Source organism: Mycobacterium ostraviense (genome assembly GCF_002705925.1).
Classification (GTDB): Bacteria; Actinomycetota; Actinomycetes; order Mycobacteriales; family Mycobacteriaceae; genus Mycobacterium; species Mycobacterium ostraviense.
The window spans coordinates 1,776,482-1,794,150 of the sequence record NZ_NKRE01000001.1; the positions used below are offsets into that span (position 1 = coordinate 1,776,482).

The 17,669-nt window shown below is 66.7% G+C and carries 17 protein-coding genes and 4 pseudogenes; 14 read left to right on the top strand and 7 right to left on the bottom strand.

Annotated elements, in window-relative coordinates; all coding sequences use genetic code 11:
- Positions 1-136: pseudogene (locus CDN38_RS30570) on the top strand (hypothetical protein); the annotation flags it as partial.
- A 198-nt stretch (positions 137-334) separates the two neighbouring features.
- Here CDN38_RS30570 and CDN38_RS08030 read toward each other — a convergent pair.
- On the bottom strand, positions 335-517 hold the full coding sequence (locus CDN38_RS08030; protein WP_099318890.1) for a hypothetical protein: 183 nt from the start codon (positions 515-517) through the stop codon (positions 335-337).
- 1 nt (position 518) lies between these two features.
- Here CDN38_RS08030 and CDN38_RS29360 point away from each other — a divergent pair, with 1 nt between their 5' ends.
- Positions 519-683, top strand: coding sequence for a hypothetical protein (locus CDN38_RS29360; protein ID WP_180276303.1), 165 nt, complete (start codon positions 519-521; stop codon positions 681-683).
- 21 nt (positions 684-704) lie between these two features.
- Here the strand turns inward: CDN38_RS29360 and CDN38_RS28895 are convergent, their stop codons facing one another.
- The 4 genes and pseudogenes from CDN38_RS28895 to CDN38_RS08040 all read right to left on the bottom strand — a co-directional run bounded on the left by CDN38_RS28895 (position 705) and on the right by CDN38_RS08040 (position 3,808).
- Complete coding sequence (locus tag CDN38_RS28895) at positions 705-1,535, bottom strand: GH12 family glycosyl hydrolase domain-containing protein (protein ID WP_233027167.1); 831 nt, start codon at positions 1,533-1,535, stop codon at positions 705-707.
- Positions 1,515-2,195, bottom strand: a pseudogene (locus tag CDN38_RS29965) (cellulose-binding domain-containing protein); the annotation flags it as partial. The gene CDN38_RS28895 and the pseudogene CDN38_RS29965, both read right to left, overlap by 21 nt.
- Positions 2,196-3,227 (bottom strand): annotated as a pseudogene (locus CDN38_RS31735) (PE domain-containing protein); the annotation flags it as partial.
- A 146-nt stretch (positions 3,228-3,373) separates the two neighbouring features.
- Positions 3,374-3,808, bottom strand: coding sequence for a cytidine deaminase (locus CDN38_RS08040; RefSeq protein ID WP_075511009.1), 435 nt, complete (start codon positions 3,806-3,808; stop codon positions 3,374-3,376).
- 313 nt (positions 3,809-4,121) lie between these two features.
- Here CDN38_RS08040 and sdhC point away from each other — a divergent pair, with 313 nt between their 5' ends.
- The 11 genes from sdhC to CDN38_RS08090 all read left to right on the top strand — a co-directional run bounded on the left by sdhC (position 4,122) and on the right by CDN38_RS08090 (position 15,572).
- Positions 4,122-4,460: a succinate dehydrogenase, cytochrome b556 subunit gene (gene sdhC / locus CDN38_RS08045; RefSeq protein ID WP_036410073.1), complete on the top strand. Its 339-nt coding sequence runs from the start codon at positions 4,122-4,124 to the stop codon at positions 4,458-4,460.
- The gene (locus CDN38_RS08050) at positions 4,457-4,936 is read left to right on the top strand and encodes a succinate dehydrogenase hydrophobic membrane anchor subunit (protein WP_075511008.1); all 480 of its coding nucleotides are present in this window, start codon (positions 4,457-4,459) and stop codon (positions 4,934-4,936) included. Before sdhC ends, CDN38_RS08050 begins: the two co-directional genes overlap by 4 nt.
- A gap of 10 nt (positions 4,937-4,946) precedes the next feature.
- Positions 4,947-6,701 carry a succinate dehydrogenase flavoprotein subunit gene (gene sdhA, locus CDN38_RS08055; RefSeq protein WP_075511007.1) on the top strand — a complete coding sequence of 585 codons (1,755 nt, stop codon included), beginning with the start codon at positions 4,947-4,949 and terminating at the stop codon, positions 6,699-6,701.
- A gap of 17 nt (positions 6,702-6,718) precedes the next feature.
- A complete protein-coding gene (locus CDN38_RS08060) occupies positions 6,719-7,528 on the top strand; it encodes a succinate dehydrogenase iron-sulfur subunit (RefSeq protein WP_075511040.1) in 810 nt (269 codons plus the stop codon).
- A 22-nt stretch (positions 7,529-7,550) separates the two neighbouring features.
- Positions 7,551-9,143: an AAA family ATPase gene (locus CDN38_RS08065; protein ID WP_201258284.1), complete on the top strand. Its 1,593-nt coding sequence runs from the start codon at positions 7,551-7,553 to the stop codon at positions 9,141-9,143.
- Complete coding sequence (locus tag CDN38_RS08070; protein ID WP_075511006.1) at positions 9,130-10,062, top strand: hypothetical protein; 933 nt, start codon at positions 9,130-9,132, stop codon at positions 10,060-10,062. The genes CDN38_RS08065 and CDN38_RS08070 overlap by 14 nt, the downstream gene beginning before the upstream one ends.
- A complete protein-coding gene (locus CDN38_RS08075; protein ID WP_075511005.1) occupies positions 10,059-11,792 on the top strand; it encodes a hypothetical protein in 1,734 nt (577 codons plus the stop codon). Before CDN38_RS08070 ends, CDN38_RS08075 begins: the two co-directional genes overlap by 4 nt.
- Positions 11,793-11,833: 41 nt before the next feature.
- Positions 11,834-12,388 carry a hypothetical protein gene (locus CDN38_RS08080; protein ID WP_204903240.1) on the top strand — a complete coding sequence of 185 codons (555 nt, stop codon included), beginning with the start codon at positions 11,834-11,836 and terminating at the stop codon, positions 12,386-12,388.
- Between the two features lie 3 nt (positions 12,389-12,391).
- The gene (locus CDN38_RS28910) at positions 12,392-13,747 is read left to right on the top strand and encodes a phenylacetate--CoA ligase family protein (RefSeq protein ID WP_142361252.1); all 1,356 of its coding nucleotides are present in this window, start codon (positions 12,392-12,394) and stop codon (positions 13,745-13,747) included.
- A complete protein-coding gene (locus tag CDN38_RS28915; protein ID WP_075511002.1) occupies positions 13,744-14,631 on the top strand; it encodes a radical SAM protein in 888 nt (295 codons plus the stop codon). Before CDN38_RS28910 ends, CDN38_RS28915 begins: the two co-directional genes overlap by 4 nt.
- Before the next feature lie 68 nt (positions 14,632-14,699).
- Positions 14,700-15,572, top strand: a complete 873-nt coding sequence (locus CDN38_RS08090; protein ID WP_075511001.1) for a hypothetical protein — start codon at positions 14,700-14,702, stop codon at positions 15,570-15,572.
- A gap of 81 nt (positions 15,573-15,653) precedes the next feature.
- On the opposite strand, the gene CDN38_RS08095 is transcribed toward CDN38_RS08090, so the two are convergent.
- Positions 15,654-16,094: a condensation domain-containing protein gene (locus CDN38_RS08095; RefSeq protein ID WP_075511000.1), complete on the bottom strand. Its 441-nt coding sequence runs from the start codon at positions 16,092-16,094 to the stop codon at positions 15,654-15,656.
- A gap of 33 nt (positions 16,095-16,127) precedes the next feature.
- Between CDN38_RS08095 and CDN38_RS08100 the strand changes: the two are divergent.
- A pseudogene (locus tag CDN38_RS08100) lies at positions 16,128-16,769 on the top strand (carboxymuconolactone decarboxylase family protein); the annotation flags it as partial.
- Here the strand turns inward: CDN38_RS08100 and CDN38_RS08105 are convergent.
- Positions 16,732-17,652, bottom strand: coding sequence for a sigma-70 family RNA polymerase sigma factor (locus tag CDN38_RS08105; protein ID WP_075510998.1), 921 nt, complete (start codon positions 17,650-17,652; stop codon positions 16,732-16,734). The pseudogene CDN38_RS08100 and the gene CDN38_RS08105 sit on opposite strands and share 38 nt — an antisense overlap.
- Positions 17,653-17,669 lie beyond the last annotated feature (17 nt).

A 17,669-nucleotide genomic window follows, 5' to 3' on the forward strand; every position in this document is an offset into this window, starting at 1 on the left:
GCTGAGCGCAGGATCGCTGGCACGTCCGCCGACCCTTCCCCCGCCCGCTGTCGCAGCCTATCCCGGGCCCACCGGCGAGCGCGCCGACTGGTGGTGGTACGACCCCTTCCAACCCCAACCACCACCAACCAACTGAGTTGGCTGCCGGCCCGGTCATTGCAAGTACCGGATCGGAGCTTAAACGGGTTGGCGCATCAAGAAACTCGTTCACACCGCCCGGCGATCAGCACCCGCGGTCACAGCGCGTGCTAATTCGAGCCAAGTCTGCCGAAACGCTGGCCGGCTGACACGAAAATTGGGTGACCACAACGGGTGACCCGGCTGGGTGAGGTCTTTAGGCGGATTCGGTGAGTGGTTCCAGCGTGACTCGGTAGCCCAGGGATTCGAGTTGGTGGATCGCCCGGGTTTTGGTGCGGGCGGGCTGGTGGGCGGTGTAGTAGTTGGCGCCGGGGTCACGGTAGAAGTCACCGTTGTGAGGTTCCCCCCAAACCGTAGAGGCATCGACAATGAGGAGCACGATGCCAGAGAAGCGGATGAAGTACGACCGGGAGTTCCGTGAGGGGGCTGTCCGGCTGCTAACCACCCGCCGTACCATCAAAAGCCTGCTGGCCTGGTCGCACTGGCGACGACGACACCAATACCGAGCCCAGCTATCCCACTACCAGCGACAGGAAAACCAATGATCACGAACTACGGCTGGAGTATTAAACGCCGTTGACGAGGGCGGAGAACGAATCCACTCCCGCGCCGACGCTGCCGCTCCAGGGCTCGAAGCCGGCTTGGATACTGGTGAGGTACCACGAGTCGGTGACTGGCTCCAGGGTTTGGGTGTTGTCGATGAACTCCATCACATCGAAGTTGTTCCAGGAGGTGATCGGTGTGGTCGCGACGTAGGACACCACATTGTTCTGGCCGTTACTGCCCTTCCACACCTGGAAGTTCTGCCCGTCAATGGTGGCGTTGCCCACCACTGAGCCGACCGGCTGGATGGGGCCCTGATGATTGAACCAGATCATCACTTCCTGCTGGTTGACGCCGGTCGTGATGGGCGTGGGATTCAGCCAGATGTCATAGGAAGCGTTATAGATACCGGTGCTGGGATAGGTGTAGTTGATGCTGCTGGTCGCAGTCTGGATCTGGCCCAACTGAATCGGCAGGTTGGTGCCGGGAGAACCGGTGCCGTAGTGCCAGCCGTCGTATATCGAGGGGTATCCGAGCGGTGCGCCGTTGGTGGGAGCCGAGCCGTTTTCGGTGGCGATGGAAAACCCGGTGGGGGTGACGTTGATCGACTGTCCGCCCGGGTTGTTCCATGCATTGTTTTGCACCACATAGGCATTCTGGATCGTCGTCGTACCGTATTGGGACGTGATCAGCGTGCCGCCGGTGCTGCCCCCGGTGCCGGTGCCGCCGGTCCCCGTGCCACCTGTGCCGGTGCCGCCAGTCCCAGTACCGCCAGTCCCAGTGCCGCCGGTGCCGCCGGTCCCGGTGCCGCCGGTGCCCGTGCCGCCGGTGCCGGTGACTGGCTGTCCGTTCACCAGCAAATTCGTGGGCGGCGAGTAGGAACCGGTCTGCGCCGCCTGGAACCCGACAGTGACCGAGTTGCCGGGCGCGATCGTGGCGTCATAGCTCAGCGGGGTCACGGTGTAGTGGGTGCCGGACTGAGCAACCTGTCCGTTCCACAGATTCGTGATGGATTCGTTTGCGGGCAAGTCGAATTGGAGTTGCCAGTCGGTCACCGGGGCGGTGCCCGTATTGGTGATCGTGTAGTCGGCGACGAAGCCGTTATTCCACTGCGACGTCGGCGCGTATGTCGCCGTGATCCCGCCGCCGGCGCCGGTTCCGCCGGAACCGGTTCCGCCGGTGCCGGTGCCGCCAGTGCTGCCGGTGCCGGTGCCGCCAGTGCTGCCGGTACCGGTGCCGCCAGTGCTTCCGGTGCCAGTGCCACCGGTCGTGGTACCACCGGTACCCGTGCCGCCCGTGCTTCCGGTGCCAGTGCCACCGGTCGTGGTACCACCGGTACCCGTGCCGCCCGTGCTTCCGGTGCCAGTGCCACCGGTCGTGGTACCACCGGTACCCGTGCCGCCCGTGCTTCCGGTGCCAGTGCCACCGGTCGTGGTACCACCGGTACCCGTGCCGCCGGTACTCGTACCGGTGCCGGTGCCACCGGTGTCACCGCCGACGGGTTGTCCGTTCACCAGCAAATGTGTCGGCGGCGAGTAGGCGCCGTCTTGCGCGGCTTGGAATCCGACAGTGACCGAACTGCCGGGTTCGATCGTCCCGTTGTAGCTGGCGGGGGTGACGGTGTAGTGCGTACCGGACTGGGACACCTGCCCATTCCACAGGTTCGTGACGGATTCGTTTGTCGGCAAGTCGAATTGAAGCTGCCAGTTGGTCAGCGGCGTCGTACCCGTATTGGTGATCGTGTAATTCGCGGTGAAGCCGCTATTCCACTGCGCCGTCGGAGTGTACGTCGCTGTCACCCCGGTGCCTGCGGTACTGGCGGCGGTCGTCGCAGTGGACGTCGTCGTCGCGGCCGCAGTCGCCAGGGCGGTGGTTGCACTGACCGTGCTCGTCGGGGCGGCGGTAGTCGGGTTGACCGCCGCGGTGCCGCTGGTAGGGGTGTCGGTCAGGGCTGGGGCGGCGGCTGCAGCCGTCGTGGTGGTGGTGCCACTACCCGAGGTCGTCGTGTTGGCGGAACTCGGGCTGGTCGCCGCGGAGCCGGTGCCACCGGTGCCGATCGGCGTGGCGCTCCCGTCGCGACCGTAGCCAGCCGCCGTCCCGCCACCAGTCCCCGATGGGGGACTGCCGCTGGTGGTGCTTGCCACGGCCGAGCCGCCGTGCCCGCCGGCGCCGGTTGCCACCGACTGACCACCGTTGCCGGCGGTCGGTGCGCCGAGCATTCCGAGCAGCCCTTGCAGGACATTGCGTAGCGGCGCGATGTTGGCCGCCTCGGCGCTCAAATACGACCTCGCACTTGCGGTCAAGGCATTGACGAACTGGTCATGAAACGCTGACGCGTGGGCGCTCAGTGTTTGATATTCCCGGGCATGCGAGCTGAACAGCCCCGCGATGGCCGCCGACACTTCGTCGGCGCCCGCCGCCAGCAGCCCTGTTGTCGGCCCCGCTGCCGCGGAATTCGCGGCGCTCAGGGTCGAGCCAATGCCGGTGATATCCCTCGCCGCCGCCGTCAGCGCCTCAGGTACGGCAGTCACATATGACATATTCATTCGATCACAACCTTATTACGAACCAATCACTGCCCTATCACGGGCGACCCTAATAAGGTTGATCACGGTTTGATCACGGTCTTATCACTGCTTCATTAATTTGCCATGAGATCTTTAAACTTCCAGCCCGTCAAATTCGAGCGGGGTCACGACAATTCGTGATGGGGCTCATCCGCTGGACCGGCCGCCGGACCGGCCGCCAGATCCGCATGGAAAGGCTCCGGCAGTAGTTCGCCGACCCGACGCGGTCCGTCCGGATGGTCGACCAACAGCTCAGGGCCGCCATGTTCGAGTAACAACTGACGACACCGCCCGCACGGCATCAATGCCGACCCGGCGCCGTCCACACATGCCAATGCGACCAGCCGACCGCCGCCAGTCGCATGCAAAGCGCACACCACTCCGCATTCGGCGCACAGGCCCAGGCCGTAGGAGACATTCTCCACGTTGCAGCCGGTGACGACGCGGCCGTCGTCAACCAGCGCGGCCGCACCGACCGGGAACCGTGAATACGGCGCATACGCACCGGCAGAAACCTGAATTGCCTTGTCGCGCAGCATATCCCAATCGATATCAGGCATTCGCAACCCCGCTCGACGATGGGCCGACCTCGGTAAGCCACCTTAACCCCGACGAGACGAGCCGGGTCGGCGACAAAGGGCCACGCGACACATGATTGCGATCGGACTGTCGGTACCGCCCGCGGACCTGGTCAAGTTAAGCTCGATTGCCCGGCTAGAGCTGTTTGATGACGGTTTTGAAGGCGGTGAGGACGGTCTGAGTACAAAGGCGACAACCGCGGACCCGGCAGTGCCCAAGAAGGAACCCAACCCTGCGTCGGGATCATCACGCAAACGGCGGCCACCGCGCACCCTGTACCGCGGCGACCCCGGCATGTGGTCGTGGGTGCTGCATCGCATCACCGGCGCGACGATCTTCTTCTTCCTATTCGTCCACGTCTTGGACACCGCGCTGGTGCGGGTCAGCCCCCAGGCGTACAACTCGGTGATCGACACCTATAAGACGCCGGTCGTCGGCCTGATGGAATTCGGGCTGGTGGTTGCGGTCTCCTACCACGCACTCAACGGAATCCGGATCATCTTGATCGACTTCTGGTCGCAGGGGCCGCGTTATCAGCGGCTGATGTTGGGCGTCGTCGGGATCGTATGGTTGCTGATCCTGGTGCCCGCGGCGGTGGTGCTGGGCATCCACATGTGGGAGCACTTCCGATGAGCACCCCCGGCGTTCAACTCAACCCTCAAACCGGCAACAGCCGGCGCGCGCCCGTGCTGCAACGCTCCCATGACCGGCCCGCCAGCCTGGACAATCCGCGGTCGCCGCGCCGCCGCGCCGGTATGCCCAACTTCGAGAAATTCGCCTGGCTGTTCATGCGGTTCTCCGGGGTGGTGCTGGTGTTCCTGGCCCTGGGTCACCTGTTCATCGGTCTGATGTGGGACAACGGGGTCTATCGCATCGACTTCAACTACGTGGCGCAGCGCTGGAACTCACCGTTCTGGCAAACCTGGGACCTGCTGCTGTTGTGGCTGGCGCAGTTGCACGGCGGCAACGGCCTGCGCGTCATCATCGACGACTACAGCCGCAAGGATTCCACCCGGTTCTGGCTCAATTCGCTACTGGCGGTGTCGATGACATTCACGCTGGTGCTGGGCAGCTACGTGTTGCTGACCTTCGACGCGAACATCTCCTGAAAGGCGAGCGGTGATTCACCAACACCGATACGACGTGGTGATCGTCGGCGCCGGCGGTGCCGGCATGCGCGCTGCGGTAGAGGCCGGCCCGCGGGTGCGCACCGCCGTGTTGACCAAGCTCTACCCCACCCGCAGCCACACCGGCGCCGCCCAGGGCGGCATGTGCGCCGCGCTGGCCAACGTCGAAGACGACAACTGGGAATGGCACACCTTCGACACCGTCAAGGGCGGCGACTACCTGGCCGACCAGGACGCCGTGGAGATCATGTGCAAGGAAGCCATCGACGCGGTACTGGACCTGGAGAAAATGGGGATGCCATTCAACCGCACCCCCGAAGGCCGCATCGACCAGCGCCGCTTCGGCGGGCACACCCGCGACCACGGCAAGGCTCCGGTACGCCGGGCGTGCTACGCCGCCGACCGCACCGGCCACATGATCCTGCAGACCCTCTACCAGAACTGTGTCAAGCACGACGTGGAGTTCTTCAACGAGTTCTACGTACTCGACCTGGCGCTCACCCACACACCCAGCGGTCCGGTGGCCACCGGCGTGGTGGCCTACGAGCTGGCGACGGGCGACATCCACGTCTTCCACGCCAAGGCCGTCGTGATCGCGACCGGCGGCTCCGGCCGAATGTACAAGACCACCTCCAACGCGCTCACCCTCACCGGCGACGGCATCGGCATCGTCTTCCGTAAGGGACTTCCGTTGGAGGACATGGAGTTTCACCAGTTTCACCCGACCGGACTGGCCGGCCTGGGCATCCTGATCTCCGAGGCGGTGCGCGGCGAGGGCGGCCGGCTGCTCAACGCCGACGGCGAGCGCTTCATGGAGCGCTACGCCCCCACCATCGTGGACCTGGCTCCCCGCGACATCGTCGCCCGTTCGATGGTGCTGGAAGTCCTGGAAGGCCGCGGTGCGGGGCCCAACAAAGACTACGTCTACATCGACGTGCGCCACCTGGGTGCGGACGTGCTGGAAGCCAAGCTGCCCGACATCACCGAGTTCGCCCGCACCTACCTGGGCGTGGACCCGGTGCACGAGCTGGTCCCGGTCTACCCCACCTGCCACTACGTGATGGGCGGCATCCCCACCACGGTCACCGGGCAGGTGCTGCGGGACAACACCCACACCGTCGCGGGCCTGTACGCGGCCGGCGAGTGCGCATGCGTGTCGGTGCACGGCGCCAACCGGCTGGGCACCAACTCACTGCTCGACATCAACGTGTTCGGTCGCCGGGCCGGCATCGCCGCGGCCAACTACGCGCGCGGTCACGACTTCGTCGAGATGCCACCGAACCCGGATGCCATGGTCGTGGGCTGGGTGAACGACATCCTGTCCGAACACGGCAACGAACGGGTCGCCGACATCCGCGGCGCGCTGCAGCGCACGATGGACAACAACGCCGCGGTGTTCCGCACCGAGGAAACCCTGAAGCAGGCGCTCACCGACATCCACGCACTCAAGGAGCGCTACTCCCGAATCAGCGTGCACGACAAGGGAAAACGCTTCAATAGCGACCTGCTGGAAGCCATCGAGCTGGGCTTCTTGCTGGAGCTGGCCGAAGTTACCGTGGTCGGCGCATTGAATCGCAAGGAGTCCCGCGGCGGGCATGCCCGCGAGGACTACCCCAACCGCGACGACGTCAACTACATGCGCCACACCATGGCCTACAAGGACGGCACCGACCTGCTCAGCGACATCCGGCTGGACTTCAAACCCGTCGTGCAGACCCGCTACGAACCCAAGGAACGGAAGTACTGATGGCCGAAGGCGACGCTATGGGATCAGCAAAGGTAGCCGAGACCGAACCGGTGCCGGACCTGCCGGAGAGACCGCTGCCGCCCGTTCCCGAGGGCGCGGTGATGGTGACCGTCAAGATCGCCCGGTTCAACCCGGATGACCCGGAGCGGTACACCGAAACCGGTGGCTGGCAAAGCTTTCGGGTGCCCTGCCTGCCCAGCGACCGGCTGATCAACCTGCTCATCTACATCAAGGGTTACCTCGACGGAACGCTGACCTTCCGGCGATCATGCGGGCACGGGGTCTGCGGCTCGGACGCCATGCGGATCAACGGCGTCAACCGGCTGGCCTGCAAGGTGCTGATGCGTGACCTACTGCCCAAGAAACCCGGTAAGCAACTGACCATCACGGTCGAACCGATACGCGGGCTGCCGGTGGAAAAGGACCTGGTGGTCGACATGGAGCCGTTCTTCGACGCCTACCGCGCGGTCAAACCGTATCTGATCACCAGCGGCAATCCGCCCACCCGCGAACGCATTCAGAGCCAGACCGACCGCGCCCGCTACGACGACACCACCAAGTGCATCCTGTGCGCGGCCTGCACCACCAGCTGCCCGGTGTTCTGGAACGAGGGCAGCTACTTCGGCCCGGCGGCAATCGTGAACGCACACCGCTTCATCTTCGACAGCCGCGACGAGGCCGCCGCCGAACGCCTCGACATCCTCAACGAGGTCGACGGGGTGTGGCGCTGCCGCACCACGTTCAACTGCACCGACGCCTGCCCGCGCGGTATCGAGGTGACCAAGGCGATCCAGGAGGTCAAGCGGGCGCTGATGTTCTCGCGCTGAGCAACCCGAGAAGACAACCAACGTGGCCCTGATCGATCGGCGAAAACTTCGCCATGTACCCGAGGCGCCCACCAACCCCGCGGCCGACCATCGCGGTGCGCCCGTCTTCGATGTCGCCGACCTCTACCGGGGTCCGATCAGTACGGGCGACGAGCATGCCGGCGAGGTCGCGCTCGATGAAAAGCTGCGTCAGGCCTACTTCTGGATTGTCAACCAGGCGATCATCAGCCCGCATTACGACATCGACTACTTCCACGGCGCTCACCAGAGTTTCCGATTCGGCGACTCCCAGACCCAGGTCGATCTGCCCAGCGGCCAGTCCTACAGCAGCTTCGTCCTGATCCCTCTGCTCAACTTCGCGGTCCGGCGGCGGTGCCTGCTCGTCGGCGGGCCGGGCCGCGGCAAGACGGCCAGTGCGGTATTGATGGGTGTCTTGGCGGGCTACTCGGTTACCGAAATCCGCCGCGGAATGCAGCATGGTCATCCGGAGATGACGGTGGCGGACCTGCTGGGCAGCCCGCTGCCCGCCGACCTGATCAAAGCCGCCAGCCCGCAGGACATTCGGATCGCCTGGCGGGCTTGGCTGCAGATGCGCGTCCGAATTGTCGACGAGTACAACCGGATTCCAACTCGCACCCAGTCGGCACTGCTGACGCTGATGGGCGACAACTACGCCGAGATGTTCGACCAGGTGCTGGAGTGTCCCGAGGCCGCCTGGTATCTGACCGCCAATGACGACGCGGGCGGCGGCACCTATCACGTGATCGAAGCGCTGCGCGATCGCATCGACGTGGTGGTGGCGGCGCTGAACTTCAACCCGCGCTTCCTCACCCATCTGCTGGACCGGATCGAGGCCGGCTTTCGTCCGGACGAAGTCGTACCCGAACAGCTGGTGTTCAGCGCCGCGGAGCTGGATCGGCTCTATGCGGAGGTCCTCGCCGTCGAGATTCCTTTCGAAGTGCGACGGCGGATCGAGTTCTTTGTCAGCCAGTTCGAGTTCCTCGATGCCGCGGCGTGCACCCTGGAGTACAAGACAAAGGACACCGCACGGCTGGCCGGGCTCGATCCGCACCTGCTGGCCCTGGACGACACCGGCCGCGATCGCCTCGCCGACCTGGGCGCGCAAACCCATAACGGGCTGTCGGTGAGGTCGCTGCAGACCATTTTGGTATTTGCAAAAGCGTTGGCGTACTTCCGCGGAACTCGCATCGTCGTGATCGAGGACGTTCGGCACATCCTGCCGTTCGTCCTGGTGAACCGGCTGGTCCAGGATCGCGACGCGCCGTTTTTCGAGGTGGCGGGCAACGCCGCCTACCGAGCCGACCGCGTCGGCTGGATCCGGCGCCTGTTCGAGCTGTCCTGCGCGCAATACGACCAGCAGGGACTCGACGCCGACGATCCGGTGGTCGATCTGTTCGCCGAGTTCGAGCTGGGCCTCGACGGCATCACCGAGCGCCAGGTGCGTGACCGACTGGTCCGCATCGAGCGCACCTTGAGCGGCTGGTCGACCGGACGAAAGCTGTACGGCACCGTCTACGACGACATCATCGCGCTGAAGTACCTGCACCAGCGCTACACCAACTATCTCGCATGGCTGACCCATGACCCTGGTTGACGGCCCGATGGCCGCCGCGCTGGCCCAGCATCGGGACCGCTGCAACGCGATCGTCGCCAACGCGCGCCGAACCTACGTCGACTTCGACACCACCATCCTGGAGAACCACATTAGGGGCCCGCTGCGCGACCTCGTCGACTCATGCGACCGGATCTCGCCCGGCTCCGGTGCGCGCGTGCTGGCGGCGGTATTCGACTCCGTTGTCGAGCTCGTCGGCCAGCACCGCCTTGGCGGCGGCTCCCACGACCCGCTGCTGGCCGCGCTGCCGGGGTTGGCGCGGATCCTGCTCGACGAACCGCGCAAGGTCTTCGGTTCACTCGCCAATGCCGTTGTCCACCTGCACCACTGCGGGCTGTCCGTCGGCGAGTGGCTCACCCGCGTGACCACCGCAGCGGCCGGCGGTAACCCGACGATGACCATGCGTGCCGGGCAGGTGGCGGCCTGGCTGCTTGGCCTCAGCCAGTACCGCGACAGCGCCCTGGGCGTCGCGGTGACGCTCAGTGATGCCGCATTCAGCGCCGCAGTCGGCGTCGACGGAGTGACGGCAACCGACACCCTGCAACGGATGCGGGACAACCGGTGGTGGCGACCCGGCCGAAGCCCCACCGGCGCTCCGTCCGTCGCCCACCGGGTGGGGGCTTTCCGAGGGTTCGGAGGTCAGTTCTTGAGTCCGCCGCGGGTCGGGGTCCGGGCCGGCCACATCGTGGTCTGCTCCGGAGCGGACGCCTGGTTGCTGCACGCCGATGCCTGGGGTGCCACGCTGACCCGCACCGAACCGCAGGGCATCGATTTTTCCTCGGCCACAAAGGCTTTCGTTCCCTCGGGGGTGCGCCCGGTCAGTGTCGCCGCTACCGCGGACATCACCGCGCTCACGGTGCCCACCAGCTATCAGGTGCTGGTCGTGGAGCCCGGCCGATGACGACCGTCGCCACCGCGGCCGACGCCCGCCTCGAATGGCACCGACGCTGGTCCGAGGCCCTGGCGTTGTGGAGCCGGTTCACCCGGCTGCGTGAGCCGCAGTTGTGCACGACGACCGAGCAGGCGAACGCGTCGGGCCTCGACGGCAGCTTCGCCATGATCCGGCTGACCGACCAGCTGGTGGTGATCGACCTACAGCAGGTGATCGAGCGGAACCTGGTTGACCTGCCGCTGGAGATCATGGGTCACGAGATCGGCCACCACATCCTGTGTCCGTCCAACCTCACCGACCAAGCGCGGATGCTGGCCCGCATGCGCTGGGCGCTGCCGGGGGTGGAAGGCGCCGCACCGGCCGTGGCCAACCTCTACGCCGACCTGCACATCAACGACCGGCTGCAACGCGGCTCCGGCCTGCGCATGGACGAGGTGTATCGCCGGCTGAAAGCGCATGCCCCCGAGGGACCGATCAGCGACTTGTGGCGCCTCTACCAGCGCATCTACGAGATCTTGTGGGCATTGCGCCGCGGCGACCTGACCCCCGGTCCGCTGCCCGACCGGATCGAAGGCGACGCCCAGCTGGGAAGTCGGCTGGTGCGTGCCTACCGTTCGGACTGGCTCGACGGGGCAGCCGGGTTCGCCGCTCTATGCCTGCCGTATCTGGCCCAAGACCCTGACGCCCGCCGCGTTCTGGCCGGCTGGGACGACTCGCTGAACACGGCCGGGGGTGTGGTACCGCCCGGGCTCACCGACATGGACGCCGGCGAACGGACCGAGCCACTGCATCCCGCCAACGACCCGCGGGTCACCGAGGGCGCCGAACCTGTTGCAGCGCAGCCGCTCTCAGAAGTTCCGTCGGCCGCGCCGCCGGTCCAGGCTCGCGAGCCCTTCCAGTACGGCGAACTGCTGCGCGCGCTGGGTCTGAGGCTGAGCGACCATGACGTCGCGGTCCGCTACTACCGGGAGGCGGCCCAGCGCCACCTCATCCCGTTCCCGTCGAGGCCGGCACCTAGCACCGGAGACCTGGTGCCGGAAGGCCTTTCGCCGTGGACGGTGGGGGAACCGATGGCCGACATCGATTGGCTGCACTCGGTCATTCGCAGCCCGCTCGTCGTACCGGGAGTCACCACCGTCAAGCGAGTAATGGCCCCCGAGGAAGCCCTGCCGCCGCGCCCGCAACCACTGGACCTCGACCTCTACATCGACTCGTCGGGCTCCATCGTCAACCCGCAACGACAGCTGTCCTTCCTGGCGCTGGCCGCAGCGATCATTGCGCTGTCGTGTCTGCGCTGCGGTGGCCGTGTCCAGGCCACCCTGTGGAGCGCGGCGCGGCGGTTCGAAACCACAGCCGGTTTCATCACCGACACCGAACGCGTCTTGCGGATCGTCACCGGCTACCTCGGCGGCGGCACCGCCTTTCCGATCCATGTGCTGCGTGACACCTACGCTGCTCGCACCGAACGGGACCGGCCGGTGCATGTGCTGGTGATCTCCGATGACGGCGTGACGACGATGTTCAACCGGGACGAACACGGCAACGACGGCGCGGTGATCGCCCGGGAATCGTTGGCTCGGGCGCGCGGCGGCGGCACCATGGTGCTCAACCTGTACCGGTGGCCCGACGATTTGAGTCCGGCCGTCGACATGGGCTGGGACGTGGTTTCGATCCGCGGCTGGGCAGAGTTGCTGGGTTTCGCCCGCCGTTTCGCGCACCAGGCGTACCGGGGCGGGTGAGCCATTTGTCCACGCCTTCAGTTGCCACGCTGGTTCATCGGTTGGCCGACTGTCCGGACGACTTCTTGGCGCCGCCATTGATCGGTGACCGCGGAGTAGTCGCCGTCGCCGCGGTGGTCGGCGACACCCTGGCCTCATTGGGCGCCGCCCTACCCGACGACTGGGTGGCCGGCCTCACCCCCGGCCACACCCCCGGCCACACCGACGCGGCGACGGAAAACTGGCTGCGAGCCTGTCTGGTGTCCTGCTGGCTGGCCACCGACGAATCGGCACGATCTGTGTTGTCCGGGGCCGCTTTTCTGGGGTTCTTGGGTGAGGAGCTGTGGGCAATGGCCGTCTTGGTGCGCGCCGAACTGCTGGTGCGCGATCCCGACCGGCGTGAAGAACTCGCCCGTTTGGTGTTCCGCCGAGCGGGGGTGGTGCCCGCCGGCGAAACCGTTGAACAAGCAGCTGACCGGCTGTCCACCCTGGACTCGGCGACGCGGGCGCGCGTCGAGGCCGAGGCCCGAGCCGCCGAAGCGCGGGCCAAGGAAGTACGCGCCGCCCTGGCCCGCAAGCGTGCCGCGGAAGCCGCGGCCCGAGCATCAAGGGAATAGCCCATGCCACGATTCACGCCCATGGGCTCCGGCGTCGTTCCCTTCGAGGAACGCCATCCGCTCATTTCCGCCACCGGGCGGCAAACCCTTGATGCGCTGCTCGAAGCACCCGACGCGCCGTTGTGGAACCATCACTGCGGCGACCGCCTGAACCGCGAGGCGCTCGACCGAGTCAACGCCTACGCGACGTCCGTGGTCCTCGATCCCCCGCGCTGGCGTCCCGATCACCGACCGCCGTGGCTGGCCGGCTACCTTGCCCGCGCCCGGCAGGTCGTGCCGCGCTACCGCCAAACCGACGCCGCGTCACCGGCTTTCACCACCGGACGGGCGAACCTGGCCCGCGGCTGGTGGGAACTGGTTCCCGACGACGCCGATCTCGACGACCTCATCTGGTTCCCGACGTCGGGATCGGGACATCCGGCAGTCGTGGTGCCCACGCACCCGGTCTCGGTTTCCTGCTACTACCCCTTGCTGCTGCAGGCCGCCCGCTGGCATGGCGTCACCGTGCAGTTCCGGGCCGACCGCGCCGACTGGATGACCCTGGTGAGCCAGCGACACGGCGGCTTCATCGTGCCGTCCTGGTCGTCATTTCTCGGCTGTGCGACCGCCAAGGTGAACCTCGAGGATGCGGGCTGGCCGGATCCCCTAGCCCGGCGCCGTTTCTTGGAGCACCACGATCCCCAGGTGATCACCGGCGACCCGGTCTCACTGAGCCAGCTCGCCGGGCTGGACGTGGACCTGCATCCCACGGTGCTGATCTCCACCGCGTTACACCTCAGCGCCGCGACCAGGCAACGAGTTGCCCAGCGCTTCGGATGCCCGGTCATCGACGTGTACTCCACCACCGAATCGGGCCCGGTCGCCGCCAGCCGTCCCGGACGCGGCATGGCCTTGCTGCAACCACGGCTGTTCGTGGAGGTGCTCGACGATGCCGGCATGCCTTGTGCGCCAGGAGCTTTGGGGCAAATCGCGCTCACCGGCGGGATGAATCCATTCCTGCCGCTGCTGCGCTACCGCACCGGGGACAGCGCCCGGCTGGTGTGGTCGGGCGACCAGCCGGTCATCGAAGACCTGATTGGCCGCACCCCGGTGATGTTGAGCCGCGCGGACGGCACCCAAGCGAACTCGTTCGACGTCACCCAGCTTTTCCAGGAGCTGCCGCTGCGTCGCTGGGCGGTCCGTCAACACGCCGACACGTCGATCACCGTGCAACGGGAGCTGGAGGTCGGCGCCACAGACACTGCCGACGACCTCATCGTCGCAGCGCTGCGCCGCGCACTCGGCCCCGTCCCGGTAGCCGTCGAGCCGCTGACGGCACCCGACAAGGTCACTCCGTTCAGCACCGCGGGGCCACGATGAGCTGGGCCGACTGTTCCTTCCTGACCTGCTCGGTGCTGCCGGTACGGATGGCCTGCCAGTGCAGCTGCCCGTTCTGCTTTTCGCGCTCGTCGATTTCCGCGCTGGAAGCTGCGCCGGCCCGCTGGTCGGATGAGGAGCTGCGGAGCTACTTCCGGTGGTCGGCGAGCAGGGGTGCCAGCCGGATGGTGGTCACCGGAGGCGGCGAGCCGCTGCTGCGCCCTGATGAGTGCGTGCGAGCCATTCGGTTGGCCGCCGACGTTTTCGACGAGATCGCGCTGTTCACCAACGGTGCCCGACTGAGTTCGCCCGTCGCCGCCGAGTTGCGCTCCGCGGGCCTAACGTACCTGTGTTGGTCCCGCCACGCCGTGGACGACGCCGGGAACCGGGCGATCATGGGCGACGCCGCGCCCACCGCCGAAGCGGTGTTGGCGGCCACGCAGGGCGCGGGATTGCCGGTTCGAGCAACCTGCGTGATGAGTACCGCCGGTGTCATCGACCCCGACCAGGTCTGGGCGTACATCGGGGCGTTCACGGCACTGGGGGTCACTGAATTCACGTTCAAGCACACGTATGTGGCGTCGGCGCGGTCGCTGCTTTCCTCGTCTGCCGCCAACCAGTGGTGCCGGGAGCATCAGGTCCACGCTGATCCGTTCGCCGGTCGTGGCCACGTCGTCGGGGGCCTGCCATGGGGTCCCACAATCCGTCGCATTGGGAAGGTGCAGGTATGTCATTACTACGAACCGACACCGGAGTGGGAGCTGCGGCATCGGCTGGCCCGCTCGTCCAACCTGCTGGCGGACGGCCGGGTGTACGCGTCGCTGGAAGACCGGGCCAGCCTGCTGTACCGGCTGGGCTGCTCACCGATGCGGGCTGCGAGCCGTTAGTCGACGCGGACCTGCTCGCGGGTGCCATCCGGCCGGATCAGGTCGAGTCGCTGCGCCCGCTGCTACCCGTGGGTTCTCGCATCGCGGCCGAGGCATACCGGAGCGCCGTTGCGCAGCTGGGCGCCGACGACCTGTCCAACCATTACCGCGACGGCCAAGACTGGCTGCGTTATGTCTTCGCACCCGCCCTGATTGACCGGGTGCAACGACTCAGCGAAGGCGAATGGGATTTGACCGGCTGGCAGCTTTTTGCGGCCGGAAGCGACGTCGACCTCATCACCCACATCACCGAGGCGGTGGCGGCCGCGGGTCAGGTTGTGATCTACCCGGGCGACTGGTACGGCTTCATGGTCGGCGCTACCCATGACCACGCCGTCCGGTTCGACGCCGCGGGATCAGCAGATCTGGCCTGCTTGTGCGTGCCGTCGGTGCGCAACGGTCACCTGACCGACGAGATGGTCGCGTTCCTGGCCCGCTCGCCGGCGCGGCTACTCAACATCAACCTGTTTCCGACGCTGGCCGCCGCAGACCGCGCGGAGATCGCCCGGGCGCTGCGGCCGCTGCTTCCCGGCGCGCTGTTGTCGATCAGTTTCAGCCGCGGGTTCGGCCTGACCGCCTCGCAGCTGGGCGTGCTGCTCGTCCCGCCGGGCCACCCGTTGGCAACCAGATACCGGCGGCAGTGGGACTGGTTCTCGTACTTCTACAACGCCCTGGCCGCTCGGGCCTTCATGGCCGTTGACATGGCAGCGCTGGCCGAGGTCGACGCCGCGCGGCGGGACTGGGTGGCCGATTGGCTGTCGCAACGTCAGTTACCCGCCGTGGCGTCGGGCAGCTACTACGTACGCAGCTTCCGTCCAGATGGACCCGTCGCCGACCACCTTCGGCCGTTGTTCCGGCAGGGGGTGTTGCGCTGTTGCCTCAAGCCGACGATCACTGGGTGACAGCATCTTCGGGCGCCAACTCGCCGCCCTGATTACCCGTGACCGTCCTGCACGGGGTCGACGGAATGCGGCGCCGCAGGACTATGTCCAACCGCACCGAAGCCGCACCTCGTCGACCACGGTGTGCCAGGACGGGCGGTCCATGCACAAGTGGCTGGCGCTGAGCACCAGCCGTTCCGGAGTCCCGGGCAGCAGCGACACGGCGAACAACCGGCCGGTACGCATATCGAAGGAAGCGCGTTGCCTGGCGACGACGTCGGCGACGGTAACCCCGGGAGGTTCCACTGCCCAGCCCCAGCCGCCGCCCGGACGAGCCGCCCAGCGGTCGAAGAACGGTTCGAACACGGTGCCCAGGGCGGGGTTGGCCGCGAAGACCTCCTCGACCGCGGCGCGCACCCGCCCCTGGTCCACGCGCGAATCGGCAACCAGCACGGCGGTATGCATCAGCGGCTCGATGTCCTCGATCCCGGGCAGCTCAGCGATATACGAGTAGGACGACACGACCACAGACTCGGACGCCATCCTCGGCGAATCCTTGGCGGATCCTTGGAGCCGTCACACTTTGGCGACCCGTCTCGTCTGATGGGTATGACACAGAAAACCCGCATCGAGCCCCTGCCTCCTCAGCGCGCCGGCCTGCTGGTCCGCGCCATGTACCGAGTCGCCAAGCGCCGCTTCGGCGAGGTGCCCGAGCCGCTGGCCGTCACTGCGCATCATCGGCGCCTGCTGCTCGCCAGCGCCGTGCACGAGTTGATGGTCCAACGCGCGTCGCAAACACTGCCGGCCAGCGTGCGTGAGCTGGCGGTGTTGTGGACCGCGCGCCAGGTCGGCTGCTCATGGTGTGTGGACTTCGGCACCATGCTGCAGCGCCTGGACGGCCTCGACATCGAAAGGCTCACGGAGATAGACGATTACGCGACATCTCCGGCGTTCAGCGACGACGAGCGTGCCGCCATCGCCTACGCTCAGGCGATGACCACCGATCCCCATACCGTCACCGACGAGCAGGTGGCCGACCTACGGGCCCGCTTCGGCGATGCCGGCGTGATCGAGCTGACCTATCAAATCGGCTTGGAGAACATGCGTGCCCGGGTGAATGCCGCGCTGGGGATGACCGAGCAGGGCTTCAGTTCCGGTGACGCGTGCCGGGTTCCCTGGGCTACCGAGCCGAGCCGGGCCGCAACGGAGAGCCGGTGAACTTGTCGGGGTTGGCGATATCCCATATCGCACAGACCTTTCCGTCGCGAACCGTCATCGCGGTGATCCGCGGCGCCATGTCCCGATGGCCGTCGGCACCGGCGAAACCCGTTGTGTAGGCGCCGAGTTCGCCGTTGACCAGCGCCAGCTGATTCGCGGTGAAGAACGCCGGGCCGTAGCGACGGGCCAGGCCGAACATGAACCGAACCACCTTGTCGGCGCCGTGGATGACCTGGACGGCGGTGGGGGCCTTGCCATTCGAGTCGCCGGTAAAAGTCACGTCGGGATGCAGCAGCGACACCACGGTGTCCAGGTCGCCGGCGGCCATGGCGGCCATCAACTTGCCGACGACCTCGTTGTGGGCGGGATCGGATTGTGGCGGGCGGTCCGCTGCGTCCCTCGCTACAGCCTTGCGGGCCCGCGACGCCAGTTGCCGGGCGGCGGCCTCGCTGGTCCCCAGCACCTCGGCGATGTCGCCGAACGGCACCGAAAACCCGTCGTGCAGCACGAACGCGACCCGCTGGTCAGGTGACAGCCGCTCCAGCACCACCATCGCGGCGAACCGGGCATCTTCGGCGGCCACCACGGCGGCCAGCGGGTCGGCGCCGCCAAATCCCGTTACGACGGGTTCGGGCAGCCAGTTGCCGGTGTAGGTCTCCCTGCGGTGCGCCGCCGACCGCAACCGGTCCAGACCGAGCCGACTCACCACCGTGGTCAGCCACGCGCGTAAGTCGTCGATCGCTCCGTCGTAGCTGTCCCAGCGCAGCCAGGCTTCCTGGACGATGTCCTCGGCGTCGGTCACGGTTCCGGTGAGCCGGTAGGCGACCGACATGAGATGGGGTCGCAGTGCCTCGAATTGGGTGACCTGCGTGGTCGCGACCATAGCCCGAGGGTAGCGCT

Bases quoted from the DNA above. Each gene is read 5' to 3' on its own strand.
- CDN38_RS08095 (WP_075511000.1), bottom strand. From the start codon at position 16,094: ATGGCGTCCGAGTCTGTGGTCGTGTCGTCCTACTCGTATATCGCTGAG.
- CDN38_RS08060 (WP_075511040.1), top strand. From the start codon at position 6,719: ATGGGATCAGCAAAGGTAGCCGAGACCGAACCGGTGCCGGACCTGCCG.
- CDN38_RS08040 (WP_075511009.1), bottom strand. From the start codon at position 3,808: ATGCCTGATATCGATTGGGATATGCTGCGCGACAAGGCAATTCAGGTT.
- CDN38_RS28915 (WP_075511002.1), top strand. From the start codon at position 13,744: ATGAGCTGGGCCGACTGTTCCTTCCTGACCTGCTCGGTGCTGCCGGTA.
- CDN38_RS08050 (WP_075511008.1), top strand. From the start codon at position 4,457: ATGAGCACCCCCGGCGTTCAACTCAACCCTCAAACCGGCAACAGCCGG.
- CDN38_RS28910 (WP_142361252.1), top strand. From the start codon at position 12,392: ATGCCACGATTCACGCCCATGGGCTCCGGCGTCGTTCCCTTCGAGGAA.
- CDN38_RS08075 (WP_075511005.1), top strand. From the start codon at position 10,059: ATGACGACCGTCGCCACCGCGGCCGACGCCCGCCTCGAATGGCACCGA.
- sdhC (WP_036410073.1), top strand. From the start codon at position 4,122: ATGTGGTCGTGGGTGCTGCATCGCATCACCGGCGCGACGATCTTCTTC.
- CDN38_RS29360 (WP_180276303.1), top strand. From the start codon at position 519: ATGCCAGAGAAGCGGATGAAGTACGACCGGGAGTTCCGTGAGGGGGCT.
- CDN38_RS08105 (WP_075510998.1), bottom strand. From the start codon at position 17,652: ATGGTCGCGACCACGCAGGTCACCCAATTCGAGGCACTGCGACCCCAT.
- CDN38_RS08070 (WP_075511006.1), top strand. From the start codon at position 9,130: ATGACCCTGGTTGACGGCCCGATGGCCGCCGCGCTGGCCCAGCATCGG.